The sequence below is a fragment of the Lentisphaera marina genome (assembly GCF_028745505.1).
In the GTDB taxonomy this organism is placed as follows: domain Bacteria; phylum Verrucomicrobiota; class Lentisphaeria; order Lentisphaerales; family Lentisphaeraceae; genus Lentisphaera; species Lentisphaera marina.
Genome location: NZ_JAQZZL010000001.1, coordinates 2186725 through 2204836, shown reverse-complemented (window position 1 = coordinate 2204836; position 18112 = coordinate 2186725). Strand labels below are relative to the sequence as shown.

Genomic DNA, 18112 nt, shown 5'->3' with positions numbered 1-18112 from the left:
AAAAAATGATTATCTGTCCTTCCCTCAAGATCATAAAAGATATGTATTGCTCTTGTTTCACAATAGCTAAAAGCAGAAAATCATTTTAAGATTTCTTGATTAAGAAGAAATAAATCACTGCACAGTTATGGGACGGAACGGACATTACACTGAATCATATTAAGAGATAAAAGTGAGGACAAAAATGAATAGAAGGTTATTCCTATTAGCCACGAGTGTGTGTTTGATGAGTACTTCGGCCTTAGCAAAGAAAAAGAAAAAAGGCAAGAGGAAAGGTAAGGGAGGAGGCAATAACGATGAGCTTACTAAAGAAGCGAAAGGCTCAATGACGGGTACTTTTACTTTAAAAGATAAAAAACATGAAGCGGATAGAGATGATTATATCTTTACCTCCGGTGGAAAAACCTATACCGTTTCAAGAAATATTTACGATGAAGTAGAAGGTAAGCTAGATAGCTCTGTTACTATCGAGTGCAAAGTAATTAATGAGAACTGCATCATCGCCATTAAGAGTATTAACTAATACTTGAATCTATCCTCCCAAGAATGTCTTCGGGGATAAAAAAGGATCTATATCAAAATAGTAAAGCTATTGATATAGATCCTTTTTATGAGCTGTATAATACCTAGGAGCGACCCATTCCAATGCGGCTTAAAATTACGTGTTATGCCGGAAACGCCGATTTGAGTTCAATTAAGAATTGCGTATAATGCTGGGAGCACCGCATTCCAATGCGGCTTAAAATTGCGTGTTATGCCGGAAACGCCGATTTGAGTTCAATTAAGAATTACTCACATAAACTGCAGTGAGATGAAGATCGAACAAGCTGTAGGCCCTAGGCCGATCTACAGCGCAGCGATCTATTAATTTTGCTGTGCGGAGCCCGCAAACTATGAATCCCTTAAAACGTCTCTAAATGCTCATACAGCTCTGTTCTGATAAGTTATTTGGGGAAAATATTATAAAAAAGTGAAAAAAGATTTAGGGATCTGTCATCGTTTAAAATGGTGAGACAATCATAGTTTCAACCTATAAAATAAATTCATGAGGATGTAATAATGAAGAAACTATTGAGTATCTGTTTAGCTGCGATGTTTTCTGCAAAACTCGTATCGGCAGAAATTACGATGCCTAAAAAGCTCAAATCTAAAAAACCAAATATTGTCTTTTTTCTGACAGATGACCACCGCTACGATGCGCTTGGTTTTATGGGGCACCCCTTTTTGAAAACGCCACATCTTGATAAACTGGCGGCTGACGGGGCTCACATGAAGAATGCTTTTGTGACGACTTCGCTTTGCTCACCCAGTCGTGCTTCAATTCTCACTGGTAAATATGCTCACAGTCACGGCGTGATTGATAACTACAACGATGTCGATCCTACTTTACTCTTTTTCCCTCAGTACTTACAGAAAATTGGTTATGAAACAGCTTTCATTGGTAAATGGCACATGGGTGATTCCAATGAACCGCAAAGAGGTTTTGATCACTGGGCGGCCTTCAGAGGGCAGGGTACTTACTACGCAGACGGCCACGGTGCTAGCCGCGTTGTACCACAAAACAACTATGACGGCTACAATGTAAACGGTAAAAAAGTTCCGCAGTTGGGCTACATCACAGATGAATTGACTGATATGTCTATCGACTGGCTCGATAACCGTAAGCAGAAAGAAAAGCCTTTCTTCATGTACGTTTCACACAAGGGTGTGCACTCAGACTTTGTTGCTCGCGACGAAGACAGAGGGATCTACAAGAATAAAGCTTGGACACCTCCAAGCACTTACGCTAATACTCCTGAAAATCGCAAGAACAAACCCATGTGGCTCATAAATCAGCGCAATAGTCGTCACGGTTCTGACTATGGTTACAACCTCGAAAATTTTGACTTAACTTTTTACTTCAAACGTTACAGTGAAGCCCTCATTCCTATCGACGATGCAGTGGGTCGCACAGTTGAACACCTTAGAAAAATCGGTGAACTCGACAATACTCTATTTGTCTACATGGGTGACAATGGCTTCCAGTTTGGTGAACAGGGTTTAATCGACAAAAGAACTGCTTATGAAGCGTCAATTCGCGTTCCTATGATCATGCGTTACCCCAAAGGTTTCAAAGCTGGAACCGTTGTGGACGAAATCGTAGCGAATATTGACATTGCTCCAACAATTCTCGAAGCAGCTGGTCTTGCTAAGCCTGAGCAAATGCACGGTGATAGTTTCTGGAAAATTCTTCAAGGAAAAGAAATCCCCTGGCGTGATTACCTTCTCTACGAATACCTCTGGGAATGGAACTACCCGCAAACTCCAACTATTCACGCAGTTCGTGGCGATCAATATAAATACATCCGCTACCATGGGGTATGGGATACTGACGAACTCTACGACCTTGTGAATGATCCTGAAGAAAAAAATAACCTCATCAAAGCTCCTGAGCATCAGGAAAGAATTGCTGAAATGAAAAACCGTATGTTCAGTATTCTCGCTTCAACGGATGGTAAGTATATACCATTGAAAAAGGATAAAGGACGTCAGTTCTTTAACCGTCTCAAAGGCAAAGCTGATCAGGGTGAATTCCCTAAGTGGTACTACGACAAAATGATTCCTGTAACTAAGTAATAGATTTACAGGAAGTAAGCAGGGAAGATAATTTTCTTCCCTGCTTTTTGTATTTAATGAAAGGTCTAATTTTTTCTTATAAAACACTTAATTAAGGTTCATTGAAATGAATAAAAAAAGTTTATCTCTGCTCTTGCTCGCAGGTCTTATAAATACGGGTTGTCAGGTGAAGAGCACGAAAAATCCCCAGCCGGCCGTACACACGACAGTTGAAAAAGACATTTCTCAATTGGAACAAAAGCAGCAAGCAAGTACATTTCTATCGGATGAGTTTAACTCACAGCTCTTTAGTCAGGGAACGCTTATTTATTCAGATAACTTTGATGGCGAGCTTAACAAGGACTACCTACGCTCTAAAAAAATGTACCTCAAAGACGGTCATTTAATAATGACACCGCAATTTAAAACGAAAGAAGAGGCGATGAAGAAACTCAAGCGGGATCATCACCTTGGTTTAGGCGTAGTAGGGCACCTCAATAAAGTGCCGGAAAAATTTGTCCTGCATATGCGTTATAAGTTTGTGACAGACGCCTTAGTTCCTGCTAGGCCATCATTTCAGATTGGTCATCACATGATGACGCTATCTTACAACCCTGAGGGAGGTTATAGACTCATTCTTCCAGGTGAGACAAAAGTACCTTTTACCGAAGCTAATGCCGAAATGAAGATCAATGAATGGGTCGATTTAATTCTCGAATACCAAAAAGGAAAAATGCGTCTTAGCGTTAATGGTCACAGTAAAGTCTACGAACACGAGCAGGTGACTATAGAAAATAAGAAAGATAAACACGGCCCAAGATTCAGTTTTAAATCAAAAGAAGGCCTCGAAGAACGCATTATTTTTGACGCTATTAAGCTCTGGGAAGTTAAGTAAATAGATCGATGGCATGGTTTAATTTTCAATCATGCCATTATATGCAATTGAAAATTACTGACTGGGAAATCCGTATTCCACTACAGAATAATTCTGCAAACTTAAAACTAAACAAATCATAGGCATATAGTGAAGTCTTATCTAAATTTATTATTTTTGCTTGTTGTGGTGATTAGTCCACTTTCTTTGCTGATGGCAGAAGAGGCTAGGACTAAGCCCAATTTCATTATCATTTTTACCGATGATCAGGGCTATGCTGACCTCAGTTGTTTTGGCGGTACTCATGTCAGTACACCCCGAATTGATCAGATGGCTGCTGAAGGCGCAAAATTAACCAGTTTTTATGTAGCGGCGTCAGTGTGTACTCCCTCGCGAGCGGCTTTGATGACGGGGACCTACCCCAAACGCATTGATATGGCTAGGGGTTCCAATTTTGTCGTTCTGCTGGCAGGGGACAAAAAAGGTTTGAATCCTAAAGAAATTACCATTGCAGAAGTTCTTAAAAAAGAGGGCTATAAAACGGGCTTATTTGGCAAGTGGCACCTAGGAGATCAACCTGAGTTTTTACCGACGAGACAAGGCTTTGACGAGTTTTTTGGACTTCCTTACAGTCACGATATTCACCCTTATCACCCGCGACAAGCGCATTTCAAGTTTCCGCCTTTGCCCTTACTTGAAGGAGAAGAGGTCATAGAAATGGATCCCGATGCTGATTATTTAACCAAGCGTTTTACCGAACGTGCTGTGCAGTTTATCGAAAAGAACAAGGATGAGCCCTTTTTTATCTATATGCCACAGCCGATTCCTCATGTCCCACTACATGTTTCCCCGGCTTATATGAAGGATTTACCGGAGGGACTCAAAACAAGTTTGAGTAAAGAAGATAATTACATCGATTATAATGCTCGCAAGCAACTGCTATCCCAGGCCATTGCCGAGGTGGACTGGTCTGTTGGTCAGATTCTTGATACTCTCAAAAAACATGGGATCGACGATAATACACTAGTAGTTTTTAGCTCGGATAATGGCCCGGCACTTGGCAAGGCTACTCCCTTGAAGGGGAAAAAAGGTCACACCTCAGAAGGTGGCATGCGCGTTCCCACTGTTATTCGTTGGCCGGGGAACATTCCCGCTGGAATGGCTAATAATGAAATTATGAGCACTATGGATCTTTTGCCGACTTTTGCGAAATTAGCCGGTGCAGAAGTTCCTTCCGATCGAGTTATTGATGGTAAGGATATTTGGTCCGTCATCAGAGGTGAAGAGAAATCACCACACGAGGCTTTCTTCTATTATAAAGCGAACTCGCTTGAAGCGGTGCGATCCGGTAAGTGGAAGATGCACTTAAAAAGGCAGGGTAAGAAGAAAAAAATAACAACGATTCTTTATGATCTGGAGCAAGATATTGGTGAAACTAAGGATGTATCGAAAGCTCATCCTGAAGTGCTTAAGCGTTTACTCGCCTACGGCAAGGCTTTTGAGCAAGATCTGAAGCTGAACAACAGGCCGGCTGCTTTTGTTGAGAACCCGCAGCCACTGAAGAAAATTAAATAAAGATCTGAATAAATCATTTTTAAACGATATTATTGCGCAGTTCGCAAAATTTGAGATAATTGGCGGTTTTTTTTATAAAAAAATTCAATTTTTATATAAGATCTGAAGTTCTGCGTACAATAATTGATTAGAAAATAATATCTATAGGTGAATTTATGGCTTTGTCTCATTCAGAGGTCTCTAAGATAGTCGAATCAATTTTAGCGGGCGATAAGAATCAATTCAGAATTATCATTCATGAATATGAGCTTATGGTGAGATCTTATTTAGCGACCAAGCTCTACAAGCAGGATCAAGTTGATGATCTCGCCCAGGAAACTTTTATTACTGCTTATAAAAAACTATCGGCCTTTGATACTGAGAAAAGCATTCAATCATGGCTCTTTGGAATTGCCCATAATCATTTGCGCAATTACTTCAAAACCACAAAGCGCCGTACTAATGCCATGGATAATTTTCGTGAGCACATTTTTTCAAGTATTGATGAAGAGCTTGTTCAGGCCTCAGCGAATGTCAAAGATGAACAGATGGCAAGCTTATTACACTGTATCAACAAGCTCCCTGATAAATTGAGTAGGATCATCGAGACGGGCCTCAAAGGTTTAAGGCTGGATACCCTGGAAACGGAACTCGAAATGAACCGCAATGCCATTTACCAGGCTCGTTACAGAGCGAATGAATTGCTCAGGAAATGTATCCAAAGCTCTTGCTCAGAAGAAGGAGGCTTATCATGAATAAGGATTTAAAAGACTTACTAAAAGTTTGCTATGGTGATGTGGAGGAATTCGATGAAAGCCGAGTAGAGCAATTGCAACAGCGCCTTGAGGAGGATGCCGACTTTCGACAGGAATTGGCCGATGAGCTTTACTTCAATGGTTTAGTACAAGAAGTCCAGACAAAGACTCCCCGATGGCTGAAGATTGATAAAATTCTCGAGAGCGAAGAGGAGGGCAATAGGCTGGAATCATCAGTTATGAATGACATCACAAGCTATGATAGAAAGAGTTCTCTGCGACGTCGATTCCAGCTCATTTCTACTTTAGCGGCGGGTTTATGCGTAGGTTTTATGGGGACATCTGCCGCTTATGGGAAGAATATCTTTGTGAGTTTGAAACAGCAAACAATGTCATTTTTTGAGAGTTTTGAACAGGACATAGATTACTACGATCATGGCGTACCCATAGAGGCCAAGCAGTGGGGAGGTGATACGGCGCTTGTTGTTCAAGCCGAAAATGGCGTTAGCCCACTGCACGGCAAATCAATGTTAAAGATGATTAGCTCAACTTTTGAGGGGGAGCTTACCGCTGGTAACCCCTCGAACAGTAATGTGTTTTATATGCTCGACCTCAAGAAATATCATTTGGATCCGTCGAAAACATACATCTGTAAAGGGAGTGCCAATTTCACGAATGCTTCTGATCAAGTGACTCATTATGGAATTCAAATTTTATCGCTTCCAGTAGATGCAGAAATGCCTCATAAACAGATTTCGGCACAATGGTTAATGGACCAATCTTTAACTTTTGCACAAAATCGTTTGCCTTTCAAAGAGAGAGGCGCTTGGGAAAATATAGAGACCGAGACAGTTTTGCCAGCAGAAAGCCGCTACCTCATTCTTTTAGTTTATGTCCTTGATGCAGAGAAATCAGTTGTGGGGCCTTCGAAATTTGAGAAGCATTACCTTGATAAAGTGAGCATTAAGATATCTCCAGTTGAGTAAACCGAAGGTAGCGGAAGGTTTAGGAATTATCCGAGCGTATTATTTTTCAAAAAAGATATAAGATCTTCAAGAGTTCGTACAAATATACATAGTTTATGTCATCCAAAGTAATCTCAGGATAATAGTGGACTTAAAGGAATAAAATGGATATGAAAAATAAATTTACTTTGATCGAAGTCTTGGTGGTGGTGGCTATTATTGGTATTCTTGTATCTTTCTTAGTGCCGGTTTTGGGCAATGCTAGAGATAAGAGTCGCTCGAGTGTATGTAAAAACAACCTCAAACAACTGAGCTTAACGATGTATTTATACCTGAACGATTCTCAGTACATTATTAATCATTTTAAGACAAATCCTTCTAATGTCTTGCCAATTCCCTGGTCAAGGGCAAACGTTTTCCCAGGAGATAACAGCATTTTGGAATGCCCCAGCGATGAAAAGGCGAATCCAGCTAGTTGGGAGCCCTCATATGGTTTTAATTATTTCTATTTAAAGGAACGTAAGCTTGCTGAAATAAGTAAGTCAGAAGAGACAATCTTTTTTGCTGATAGTGGGCATATAAACACCACTCACCCGTGGAATAATCGCGCTGTTGCAGGTTATTTGATTAACAACAAGTCTGCCTGGGCAGCTCCCATTGGACTTCGTCATGAAGAAGCGCCCAACTTATTATGGGTCGATGGCCACGTTTCAACACTGAAGGATATGGTTAGTATTCATCTAAGTAATGAACTTTGGGATAGAGAATAAGAAAAAATGATGGGTAGTTTATTTTGATCTCGGCATTATCCGAGCGTAATTTTTTTCAAAAAAGATATAAGATCTTCAAAAGTTTGTACAATTATACAAAAATACGAGTTTATGTCATCCAAAGTAATCTCAGGATAATAGTGGTCTTAAAGGAATAAAATGGATATGAAAAATAAATTTACTTTGATCGAAGTCTTGGTGGTGGTGGCTATTATTGGTATTCTTGTATCTTTCTTAATGCCGGTTTTGGGTAAGGCTAGGGATAAGAGTCGTGCAAGTGTCTGTAAAAACAATCTAAAACAACTCGCTACGACGATGTTTATCTACCACGATGATTCTGAACGCATCATAGCTCATGCTCATTTTCCAAATCCTGGTCCTTGGTCGAAAAGGAGTAACTTTCCTGGCGATACGAGTATCTTGGAGTGCCCTAGCGACGATAAGGCTGATCCAGAACAATGGGAGCCCTCTTATGGTTTTAATTATTGGAATTTACATAGTCAAAAGCTTAGTGAAGTCAAGAATCCAGCAGAGACTGTCTTCTTTGCTGATAGTGGGCATAAAAATACAACTCACCCATGGAATAATCGTCCTGTTGCAGGTTATTTGATTAACAACAAGTCTGCCTGGGCAGCTCCCATTGGACTTCGCCATAATGAAGCGCCCAACTTATTATGGGTCGATGGCCACGTTTCAACACTGAAGGACATGATTAGTATTCATCTAAGTGATGAACTTTGGGACAAAGAATAAGAATAAATGATGTACACCAAAATCTTCCATCTCCTCTTACTGCTTAATTTGAGTGCTCTTGCTATTCCACCTGAATTGCAGACTGAGCTCGATAAACGGTCTGACGAAAAATTCGATATCTTGTGTGACTTTGATTTTGAAAATACGACTTATGAGAAACTCTCTCCCAAATGGATCCCCATAAAAGGTAAGTATGAAGTCCTTGAGGGGAAGTTGGAAGGCAGAGAACTCGCTGAAGACAAACACGTCTCAACTTCGGGCATGGATTTAGATATTGGTCATAGTGCTTTGGTTTACTTTGAAGTGCAATTACACCAGGCAAAAAATGTTATTGTCACCCTAAACGGCAAAGGCCCTGGGAAAGGACATATTTGTCGTGTCGTTTTAACTCCTAATTTTCTGAGGGTCCAGAGTGACTGTAAGCCTAAGGCTGTCTATGAGACTCGAAAGCAAAAATATTCTATTGATAAGTACTACAAAATCCTGCTTGAACTTAATCATGACCAACTGACGGCTAGAGTTTTAAATGCGGAGAATTCTGAGCCTTTAAGCATTAAGCACGATTACATCAACTGGCCCATCGACAATATCCGCTGGGCAGTTGGCAAAGGTCCCGCTAGAATTGATAATCTAACTGTGGTTAAGCTCAAGAAATAACTCAGCTTATCATTTACACAAAAGTTTTTAAGCATCCTGTAAGATCTTGCTTTTCTGTACAATGTACTAGATGAGAAACTTTTATAAGGGATCTTTAGGTCATGAACCCTTCGAATCAACATTATTTTGAGTATGAATTGGGACCTATGCTTCTCTTTAAATTTAGTTAAGATATCGAGTTAATAAATGAAAAAAATAACCTTATTTATAGTCATCGCAATGAGTTTGATCTTGCCGTCTTTTGCGGGAGATCAAAACAATAAAAGGATCACTTTAAGCGGCATCTTTAAAGATCACGCTGTTCTTCAACGAGACTGTCCTGTACCCATCTGGGGTACGGCATTTCCAGGTCAACAGGTGAGCGTTGATTTTGCTGGACAAAAGAAAACGACGAAGGCAGATAAAAACGGCATGTGGTTATTGACGCTTGATCCTCTTGAGTCTTCTGCAGAAGGCAGAACACTACTTGCCTCAAATACTGAGGGTGATTCCATTGCTCTTAAAGATATTCTTGTAGGTGATGTATGGTTGTGTGCAGGGCAGTCCAATATGAGGATGTCTTTACGTGCTTGTTTAAAGTCTAAGCCAGTTGCTGATGCTCATAAAAAAGCAGGTAATAACTTACTGCGTCTCTGTACGATTCCGAAATCGGTCTCGGATGAGCTACAGACGGATGTTGATTGCAATTGGGCTGTAGCAACAAAGAAGTCCTCACTCCCGTTCTCAGCTATTGGGTATCTATTCGGTCAAAGTATTCAAGAAGAACTAGCAGTCCCTATTGGCATCATTAATGGCAGTTGGGGTGGCACTTTTATCGAGCAGTGGATGCAAAGTGATGTGGTTAAAAAAAGAGCGGACTGCAAAGCCTTTATTAAAAAAGTTGATGAACGGAGGAAGAAAGATCCTAATTTTTCCGGACCAGGCGGTCACTTTAATGGAATGATTGGGCCTATCATGCCCTATGGTTTAAAGGGTGTTTTATGGTACCAGGGTGAGGGTAACGTCTGGGAGTTCTCCACCTATAAGCATAAAATATCTACTATGATTGCTGACTGGCGTCGTCTATTTAAATCGCCTAAGCTTCCCTTTATTATGACCTCGCTAGCTCCATTTGGAGCTAGAAAAGATAAGCCGATAGATTCTCATAGTTCCCGCTTTGCCGAGGGATTAGCTGAAGTAGAGCAGAGCATAGAAAATGCTTGGCTTATTACCATACCCGATGGGGGCATGCAAAAAGATATTCATCCACCTTTTAAGGAAATTCCTGCGCAGCGTTTTAGCGCTATGGCATTGGCTAAGGTTTATAAGAAAGCAGGAGTTTATAGAGGGCCTGTTTTTAAGTCATGGGAAGTCCTAGGGAACAAGGCTTTGGTAAAGTTTGACTTCGTCGGTACTGGCCTCACGAGCAAAACCCTAAACCTAGATGGACATGAAGTCCCTAAAGAAACACTTTTAGGTTTTGAAATAGTCGATGAGGGCGGCGTCTTTTACCCCGCTAATGCGCTTATTGAGGGCAATGATAGCGTCGTTCTTTCTCATCCCTCAGTCAAAAAGCCTATCGCTGTACGCTATGCTTGGGCTCCTTTTCCCCTTTGTAATCTCTACAATAAAGAAAACTTTGCAGCTTACCCCTTTAGAACAGATCGTTGGCGCTGGCGTACACCCAAGGAAATAAGCCTTCGATAAATTTAGCGAAAGGCGCAAAGACATGGATTTTTAGCTCCGCAAAGTCAACTGGATGTCGACAGCCTTTCTATAGGGACCAATGCGCACAAAGTAAAGAAAAGCTGACACGAAATTACTTCTCCCGAATTTTAATCAAAACCAATATAAGAAAAAACTCAAATCCTATGTAGATAGAGTGATCAAGGCCGGGGGTAAGCCCGTTATTTTCTCTTCGATTACTCGTCGGGACTTTGATCAGAACGGGAAGATTAAACCCCAAGCATGGAATGTACCGGAGAAGCCATTCTATGGCGCTTTGACTGAATATGCTCTGACCGCCAAATTACTTCACCTGGTCAAACCATAGCGACACCATCCAATTCCAAAACAAAGATAACTTAACCACCCTTAAGTAATCAAATTCCCCATTCGGGCTTAGTTCCCTAAGCCCGAATTATACAAACAAACTCTCTCTTGAAAACTGTATAGAGCTGCTTTAAAAGCAGTGTATTATTTGTAGAGAGAAAATAAACCCTAAAATTACTTGAGAAAATTCCATTTATTTCCCTGTACAAACTTTTCTTCTTTTGACTAATTGCGCATGTCCTTAATAGTATGAAACTGTAATAAGGGAGAGTCAGTAATTGAATTGAGAACGTATTGCTGAATGATGTTTGCATTGGCTTCCTTAGAAATTTTAGATAGACTAGGGGAAAGAAGTTATGTTCGAACAAGTTTTTAAAAATATTGATGATATCCTTCATAAGGATGCGGGTTGCTCGAGTGAGCTGGATTACACGGAACAGACTTCATGGATGCTTTTTCTAAAGTATTTAGATGACTTGGAGCAGGACAAGGCAGTTGTTGCTGAGTTGGAGTGTGAGGAATACGAATACATCATTGATGAAAAGCATCGCTGGAGTGAGTGGGCTGCGCCCAAGGATGCGGAAGGCAACTTTGATCACAATGAGGCTCTAACGGGCGATGATCTTATGGAGTATGTGGATGGAGAACTCTTTCCCTACCTCAAGGGCTTTAAGCAAAGAGCAGAGAGTCCCGACACAATTGAGTATAAGATTGGTGAGATCTTTGGTGAGATCAAGAATAAGATTCAAAGTGGTTATTCACTGCGCGATGCCTTAGAGAAAATCGATGAATTACGCTTTCGCTCTCAAGAAGAGAAGCATGAACTCTCGCACCTCTATGAGACGAAGATTAAAAACATGGGCAATGCGGGTCGCAATGGTGGTGAGTACTACACGCCAAGACCTTTGATTCGCGCCATGATCGATGTGGTGAACCCCAAGATCGGTGAAACTATTTACGACGGTGCTGCGGGCTCAGCGGGTTTCCTTTGCGAAGCCTTTGATCACTTGCGCAAGCGTGAAGGCTTATCAACTAGCGATTTAAAGACTCTTCAGGAGAAGACTTTTTACGCCAAGGAAAAGAAGTCTCTGGCTTATGTGATTGCCATTATGAATATGATCCTCCACGGTATCGAGGCTCCCAATGTGATTCACACCAACACTCTTGGTGAAAACTTAGCGGATATTCAGCTTCACAATCAATACAATATCATTTTAGCTAATCCTCCCTTCGGCGGTAAAGAACGGAAAGAAGTTCAGCAAAACTTCCCAATCAAAACGGGTGAAACGGCCTTCCTCTTCCTTCAGCACTTTATGAAAAGCCTCAAGCCAGGTGGCTGTGCTGCAGTGGTAATTAAAAATACCTTCCTCTCCAATTCGGATAATGCCTCAGTCGCCCTAAGAAAAGAACTTTTAGAAAACTGTAATCTTCACACGGTGCTCGACTGTCCAGCACGAACTTTTATAGGTGCTGGTGTTAAAACCGTGGTTTTGTTTTTTGAGAAAGGTGCACCCACCGAAAAGACTTGGTTCTATGCACTCGATCCAGGACGTTCACTAGGTAAGACGAATCCACTCAATGATAAAGACCTCAAAGAATTTGTCGACCTACAAAAGACTTTTGCGGATTCCGATAAGTCTTGGTCAATAAAAGTCAGCGATGTAGATCAAACGACATACGATCTTTCGGTTAAAAATCCCAATCTCGAAGATGAAGCTCCCTTGCGTGAGCCCTCAGTTATTATTGAGGACATCATCGCTCTTGATAAAGAAAGTGAGAAAATCTTAACTAGCATTCAAGGATTGCTCTAATGATGTTGGAATCCGATATATTTAACTTAGGTGATGTATGCGAATTTTATAATGGTAAAGCTCATGAGAAAAGTATCGATGACCAAGGTGAATTTATAGTTGTAAATTCAAAGTTCATTTCTACTCAAGGTAATGTATATAAAAAAACTGCTCATCAAATATTTCCTTTAGTTAAAGAGGATATTTGTTTTGTAATGAGTGATGTGCCAAATGGAAAAGCTTTAGCAAAATGTTTCATTGTTGATCAAGATGATTTGTACTCATTAAATCAACGGATTTGTGCTATACGATCTAATAAATTCAATACAAAGTTTCTTTATTATCAACTTAATCGACATCCATTTCTTTTGTCTTTTAATAATGGTGAGAATCAAACAAATCTTCGTAAAGGTGATATTCTAAAATGCCCGTTATGGTGCCCCTCTACCCCTGAACAAAAGCGAATTGTGGAGATTTTGGATCAGGCTTTTGCGGATATCGCAAAGGCGCGTGCCAATGACGAAGCCAACTTCAAAAATGCCCGCGAACTCTTTGATTCCTACCTGCAAAAAGTCTTCACCGAAAAAGGCGAAGGCTGGGAAACACCAACTTTGGGAGAAGCAGTTACTGTTGAAAGAGGAAGCTCTCCTCGGCCCATCAAAAACTTTATAACAGATGCTCCAGATGGAGTTAATTGGATTAAAATAGGTGATGTTAAAGAAGGCGATAAATATCTCACATCTACAAATCAAAAAATTACACCTGAAGGAGCATTGAAATCTCGTTTTGTAGATGTTGGTGACTTTATTTTATCGAATTCTATGAGTTTTGGTCGTCCCTACATTATGCAAATCCCTGGGTATATTCACGATGGATGGTTTGTGTTAAGACTCCCAGAAACATTAGACTCCGAATATTTCTACTATTTATTGAGCTCGCCATATTTAAAAGGGCAATTTAACTCTTTAGCTGCAGGAGCAATCGTTAAGAATATCAGTGGTGATTTGGTTAAGAAAGCGATCTTGCCTCTTCCTCCAATCAAAAAGCAGAGAGACTTGGCAAAGGAATTTTCAATATTTTCTAAACAAGTGCAAAACCTCGAATCCATCTACAGCAAAAAAATCGAAGCTCTCGACGAGCTTAAGAAATCACTCCTCCAAAAAGCCTTCAGTGGTGAACTCACAAAAGATGAGGTCTTTGCATGAGTACGACACGCCATCGCAATGAGGCCGATACCCGCGCCGACTTAATTGATCCCAAGCTGAAAACCAATGGCTGGAGCGTGGTGGAGAATAGCTTTATCCGCAGGGAAGTTATTTGCCCAGGTCAGATCTTGAGCGGTGGCAAGCGTGGCACAAAAGTTGATAGTGATTACGTCTTGGTTTATAAAGGCAAGAAACTTGCTGCAGTAGAAGCCAAGAAAGAAGGCTTAAGTCATACTGAAGGTGTTCGCCAAGCAAAAGACTACGCCAAGCGCTTGCAGTGCCGTTTAGCCTATGCGACCAATGGCCACGAGATTTATCAGGTTGATATGGTCACGGGTGAAGAAGGCTTAGTCGATGACTATCTCAGTCCCGATGAATTATGGGCTTTGGCCTTTGATGGTGATGAAGCCGATTATACAAAAACCTGGCGCGAGAAGTTCTCTGAAATCCCCTTTGAAACCAAGGGTGGGAACTGGGCACCTAGATATTACCAAGAAAATGCCATCAATGGAGCCTTAGAAGCTTTAGCTAAAGGCGAAGACAAAATTCTTCTCACTCTTGCGACAGGCACTGGCAAAACAGCGATCTCGTTTCAATTGGCTTGGAAGTTATTTCATAGTCGCTGGAGCCTAAGCTCTCGCACCACTCCAAGAGAAGCCAAGCGACGTCCGAGGATCTTGTTTTTAGCCGATCGCAATATTTTGGCGAATCAGGCCTTCAATGATTTTGGCCCCTTTGGTGAAGACGCCATTTGTCGAATTGAACCAAGTGATATCAAAAAGAAGGGACGTGTGCCCAAGAACGCTAGCGTGTTTTTTACCATCTTCCAAACCTTCATGAGTGGGACTGATGAGAATGGCGATGACGCTCCGTACTTTGGTGAGTACCCCGAGGACTTTTTTGATTTCATAGTCATTGATGAATGCCACCGTGGCGGAGCTAATAGCGAGAGTTCATGGCGCGATATTCTCAAGTACTTCTCTCCTGCTGTTCAATTAGGCTTAACGGCAACACCTAAGCGCAAAGATAATGTGGATACTTACTCCTACTTTGGTGAGCCTGTCTATAGCTACACACTGAAGGAAGGCATTAACGATGGTTTTTTAACTCCCTTTAAGGTTTACCCTATTGTGGGTACAATGGATGAGTATATCTATACGCCTGGTGATGGTGTTATTATTCAAGGTGATCCTCTACCTGGTAAGGTTTATAAAGAGGGAGACTTTAATCGTATCATCACTATTCCAGCTCGTGAGCAAAAGCGAGTGCATTACTGGATGAATAAGATTGACCCAAATCAAAAGACGATTGTCTTTTGTGCAACCCAAGAACATGCGGGCATGGTGCGCGATTTTATTAATCAGTATGCGGTTAAGAAGGGTTGGACAACAAATACGAGCTACTGCGTTCGTGTGACGGCTAATGATGGTGCGGCTGGTGAGAATGACCTCAAGATTTTCCAAGATAATGAAAAAACGATTCCGACTATTTTAACCACTTCACGCAAGCTCTCCACAGGCGTTGATGCTCGTAATGTGCGAAATATTGTGCTGATGCGCCCCTGTAATAATATGATTGAGTTTAAGCAGATCGTTGGTCGTGGTACGCGTATGTACGATGGTAAGGATTACTTTAGTATTTTTGACTTCGTAAAAGCACATCATAATTTTGCTGACCCTGAATGGGATGGTGAGCCTTTGACTCCTGAACCAAGAGATGGCGGTGAAGGTGACCCTACTGGTGGAGGTGAAGTGAATGATCCACCAGTGATTTATGATCCGCCGATTGATGGGGAGCCAGAACAGCCTGAGCCAACACCTGAGAAGGTCAAGATTAAATTGAGTGATGGCAAGACTAGGCAGATTAAGCATGTGTCATCAGCTATGTACTGGCATGGAGATAAGCCTATTTCTGCTCAAGAGTTCTTAGAGAAGATGTTTGATGATCTTCCGAGCTTCTTTGAGAGTGAAGCTCAATTGCGTGAGCTATGGAGTGAGCCCAAGACTCGTGAGAAACTCTTGAATGATTTATGTGATTCGGGTTACGATGAAGAGAAGCTCAATGAAATGAAAAAGCTCATCGACGCTGAAAATAGTGATGTTTTTGATGTCTTAGCCTATGTCGCTTATGCAGTAGAGGCAATTAGTCGCCAAGAGCGAGCGCAAAAAGCTCAGCCCTTTATTGTGAAGAGTTACGACAGTGAGCTACAACGCGACTTTATTGACTTCATCCTCAGCAAATACATCAACGATGGAGTAGGGGAATTGGCTCCCAAGAACATGAAGAGCTTACTCGAACTCAAGTACAATACCGTCACCGATGCAGCAGAGCTCTTTGGTTCACCCACAGCCATCCGCGAAGTTTTCGTCGGCTTCCAAAAATACTTATACGAGCTAAGTGCGTAGTTATGGGTCAATTTAAAAAATGTGAAATTATAGCAGAAGATCACCTTCAATGGGTATATTGTAAAAGTTTAAATGTAATGGGCGGGAGTGAAAATGTTTGAGATTGAAGAAAGCATACTTCAAATCGAAGAAATAATTGAAATGTCTGAGAATGCCCAGACAAAACCTTTTCGCTGTAAAGATGAAGTAGGAGTATCTTATTACGTTAAAACCTTAAATGCGGGTGGGGAGTCTTTAGCATTTGAGTGGATCGCAGGAAACCTTGCCAAGATATTTGAACTTCCTATTCCTGATTTTTATATAGCTGATATTCCTGAGGAACTTGTTGAATATTCTAATAATTCTGAAGTAAATGATTTTTGTAAGCCAGGTTACGCATTTGCTTCTAAACTTATAGGATTTTGTAGTGATGTAAGTTTCGAACAATTGCAAAGTGTGGATCCTGCTTTAAGAGCAAAAATACTGTTATTTGATTGGGCAATTTTAAATATTGACAGGCAAATATCGGCAAAAGGAGGTAATCCAAATATGCTCTATAATGCTTTAGAGAAACAACTCTATATAATTGATCATAATTTAGCTTTTGATAGAGATTTAAATGCTGAAGAATTCTGGAGAGAGCATCCATTTATTAAAGATTATGATTATTGGGATAGCGGTTTTGTTGATAAGGGTATTAATTATTTAAGTACATGTATTCAAGAGCTTAGATCGGTTTGTGAAGGTATTCCTCGTGAATGGTTAGATCCTGCCGATTTAGGAAATGAAGTTGAAAAACTGGAAGAGTGCTTTAGGTATGTTAAATCAATTTTGGAAAGATATCGAAAAGAACAGTTTTGGGTTAAAGAATGAAAAGTCATAATAAAGATGTGATCAATTACGCTGTTATTCGCTTTGTACCTTATGCAGATGCGGGGGAATTTGTGAATGTTGGCGTGGTAGCTTTTTCTCCAATTACAGGCAAGCTTTACCATAAATTAGAAACAAAAAAATTTAAACGAGTGACAGGATTTTTCCCCGAACTTTCAGCTAAGGCATATACAACATGGGTTAAGTCATACGACGATGAGTTAACTCAAATTAAAAAAAGCTTTACTCACGATGGTTTGGATTATTTTCTTAATGAGCAACAAACGATTTTTAAAAGTCTAGTAAGTCCGAAAGAAGGCGTATTTCAGTTTAGTCAAATAGCTACAGCAATGTGTAAAGATGCCGGTGAAAAAGTAGAAGGTCTCTTTAAATATTATGTTTTACGTGGTTATACAAAAGGTAAGAAGTATATCGAAGAGCGCATTACGCAAACTTTGAAAATAGAGTTTGAAAGATTAAAAATTCTTCAAAACTTCAAACAAGACTACACTGTAGGTAATGACGACTATCATGTAAAAATGGCTTTTTATAACCCATTGAAAAATCAAGCGTTAAAACCTTTTGATTTAGATAAGAAAGATAAATCAAGCATATACAATCATGGTGATGCTTGGGTTACAAAAGTTAAAAGGTTGAAGAAGAACGGTTTTTTACCAGATGAAGTAGCTTTTACGGTTAAGGCTAGCAATGATAAAAAACTAATTCCCGCCTGCAAAGAAATTATGATTGGTTTAGAGGATGAAGGTGTACAAATTATCAAGTTACATGATGTGGACATGTTCACCGAAGAGAATAAACGACAACTTGTTAAATTTGTTTCCTAGGTAGAATTATTTAAAATAATAATTAATTCGATGAGCATTAATTTTGAATTATAAATTCTTAATT

At 40.4% G+C, this 18112-nt stretch carries 15 protein-coding genes; all 15 read left to right on the top strand.

All coding sequences use genetic code 11. The features are described from left to right. The first annotated feature begins 184 nt into the window (after positions 1 to 184). The 15 genes from PQO01_RS09020 (at position 185) to PQO01_RS08950 (ending at position 18048) form a co-directional block, all read left to right on the top strand. Positions 185 to 523 carry a hypothetical protein gene (locus PQO01_RS09020; RefSeq protein ID WP_274313691.1) on the top strand — a complete coding sequence of 113 codons (339 nt, stop codon included), beginning with the start codon at positions 185 to 187 and terminating at the stop codon, positions 521 to 523. 536 nt (positions 524 to 1059) lie between these two features. Next, a complete protein-coding gene (locus PQO01_RS09015) occupies positions 1060 to 2616 on the top strand; it encodes a sulfatase family protein (RefSeq protein WP_274313690.1) in 1557 nt (518 codons plus the stop codon). A gap of 106 nt (positions 2617 to 2722) precedes the next feature. Beyond that, entirely contained in the window at positions 2723 to 3490 is a 768-nt protein-coding gene (locus PQO01_RS09010) for a hypothetical protein (RefSeq protein ID WP_274313689.1), read from the top strand. A gap of 192 nt (positions 3491 to 3682) precedes the next feature. Then, the gene (locus PQO01_RS09005) at positions 3683 to 5044 is read left to right on the top strand and encodes a sulfatase family protein (protein WP_420792915.1); all 1362 of its coding nucleotides are present in this window, start codon (positions 3683 to 3685) and stop codon (positions 5042 to 5044) included. Between the two features lie 155 nt (positions 5045 to 5199). Further along, positions 5200 to 5778: a sigma-70 family RNA polymerase sigma factor gene (locus PQO01_RS09000; protein WP_274313687.1), complete on the top strand. Its 579-nt coding sequence runs from the start codon at positions 5200 to 5202 to the stop codon at positions 5776 to 5778. Further along, the gene (locus tag PQO01_RS08995; protein WP_274313686.1) at positions 5775 to 6764 is read left to right on the top strand and encodes a hypothetical protein; all 990 of its coding nucleotides are present in this window, start codon (positions 5775 to 5777) and stop codon (positions 6762 to 6764) included. The genes PQO01_RS09000 and PQO01_RS08995 overlap by 4 nt, the downstream gene beginning before the upstream one ends. Positions 6765 to 6913: 149 nt before the next feature. Continuing rightward, complete coding sequence (locus PQO01_RS08990) at positions 6914 to 7513, top strand: type II secretion system protein (protein ID WP_274313685.1); 600 nt, start codon at positions 6914 to 6916, stop codon at positions 7511 to 7513. A gap of 165 nt (positions 7514 to 7678) precedes the next feature. After that, complete coding sequence (locus PQO01_RS08985; protein ID WP_274313684.1) at positions 7679 to 8266, top strand: type II secretion system protein; 588 nt, start codon at positions 7679 to 7681, stop codon at positions 8264 to 8266. 6 nt (positions 8267 to 8272) lie between these two features. After that, on the top strand, positions 8273 to 8923 hold the full coding sequence (locus tag PQO01_RS08980) for a hypothetical protein (RefSeq protein ID WP_274313683.1): 651 nt from the start codon (positions 8273 to 8275) through the stop codon (positions 8921 to 8923). Between the two features lie 186 nt (positions 8924 to 9109). Next, positions 9110 to 10609, top strand: coding sequence for a sialate O-acetylesterase (locus tag PQO01_RS08975; RefSeq protein ID WP_274313682.1), 1500 nt, complete (start codon positions 9110 to 9112; stop codon positions 10607 to 10609). Between the two features lie 701 nt (positions 10610 to 11310). Next, a complete protein-coding gene (locus tag PQO01_RS08970) occupies positions 11311 to 12765 on the top strand; it encodes a class I SAM-dependent DNA methyltransferase (protein WP_274313681.1) in 1455 nt (484 codons plus the stop codon). Next, positions 12765 to 13949, top strand: a complete 1185-nt coding sequence (locus PQO01_RS08965) for a restriction endonuclease subunit S (protein WP_274313680.1) — start codon at positions 12765 to 12767, stop codon at positions 13947 to 13949. The genes PQO01_RS08970 and PQO01_RS08965 overlap by 1 nt, the downstream gene beginning before the upstream one ends. Beyond that, positions 13946 to 16354: an EcoAI/FtnUII family type I restriction enzme subunit R gene (gene hsdR, locus PQO01_RS08960; RefSeq protein WP_274313679.1), complete on the top strand. Its 2409-nt coding sequence runs from the start codon at positions 13946 to 13948 to the stop codon at positions 16352 to 16354. Before PQO01_RS08965 ends, hsdR begins: the two co-directional genes overlap by 4 nt. Positions 16355 to 16447: 93 nt before the next feature. Continuing rightward, positions 16448 to 17206 carry a HipA family kinase gene (locus PQO01_RS08955; protein WP_274313678.1) on the top strand — a complete coding sequence of 253 codons (759 nt, stop codon included), beginning with the start codon at positions 16448 to 16450 and terminating at the stop codon, positions 17204 to 17206. Then, positions 17203 to 18048 carry a DUF3037 domain-containing protein gene (locus tag PQO01_RS08950; protein WP_274313677.1) on the top strand — a complete coding sequence of 282 codons (846 nt, stop codon included), beginning with the start codon at positions 17203 to 17205 and terminating at the stop codon, positions 18046 to 18048. Before PQO01_RS08955 ends, PQO01_RS08950 begins: the two co-directional genes overlap by 4 nt. Positions 18049 to 18112: the final 64 nt, after the last annotated feature.

Coding starts and splice junctions, on each gene's coding strand:
- PQO01_RS09020 (WP_274313691.1), top strand. CDS start 185: ATGAATAGAAGGTTATTCCTATTAGCCACGAGTGTGTGTTTGATGAGT.
- PQO01_RS09015 (WP_274313690.1), top strand. CDS start 1,060: ATGAAGAAACTATTGAGTATCTGTTTAGCTGCGATGTTTTCTGCAAAA.
- PQO01_RS09010 (WP_274313689.1), top strand. CDS start 2,723: ATGAATAAAAAAAGTTTATCTCTGCTCTTGCTCGCAGGTCTTATAAAT.
- PQO01_RS09005 (WP_420792915.1), top strand. CDS start 3,683: ATGGCAGAAGAGGCTAGGACTAAGCCCAATTTCATTATCATTTTTACC.
- PQO01_RS09000 (WP_274313687.1), top strand. CDS start 5,200: ATGGCTTTGTCTCATTCAGAGGTCTCTAAGATAGTCGAATCAATTTTA.
- PQO01_RS08995 (WP_274313686.1), top strand. CDS start 5,775: ATGAATAAGGATTTAAAAGACTTACTAAAAGTTTGCTATGGTGATGTG.
- PQO01_RS08990 (WP_274313685.1), top strand. CDS start 6,914: ATGAAAAATAAATTTACTTTGATCGAAGTCTTGGTGGTGGTGGCTATT.
- PQO01_RS08985 (WP_274313684.1), top strand. CDS start 7,679: ATGAAAAATAAATTTACTTTGATCGAAGTCTTGGTGGTGGTGGCTATT.
- PQO01_RS08980 (WP_274313683.1), top strand. CDS start 8,273: ATGATGTACACCAAAATCTTCCATCTCCTCTTACTGCTTAATTTGAGT.
- PQO01_RS08975 (WP_274313682.1), top strand. CDS start 9,110: ATGAAAAAAATAACCTTATTTATAGTCATCGCAATGAGTTTGATCTTG.
- PQO01_RS08970 (WP_274313681.1), top strand. CDS start 11,311: ATGTTCGAACAAGTTTTTAAAAATATTGATGATATCCTTCATAAGGAT.
- PQO01_RS08965 (WP_274313680.1), top strand. CDS start 12,765: ATGATGTTGGAATCCGATATATTTAACTTAGGTGATGTATGCGAATTT.
- hsdR (WP_274313679.1), top strand. CDS start 13,946: ATGAGTACGACACGCCATCGCAATGAGGCCGATACCCGCGCCGACTTA.
- PQO01_RS08955 (WP_274313678.1), top strand. CDS start 16,448: ATGTTTGAGATTGAAGAAAGCATACTTCAAATCGAAGAAATAATTGAA.
- PQO01_RS08950 (WP_274313677.1), top strand. CDS start 17,203: ATGAAAAGTCATAATAAAGATGTGATCAATTACGCTGTTATTCGCTTT.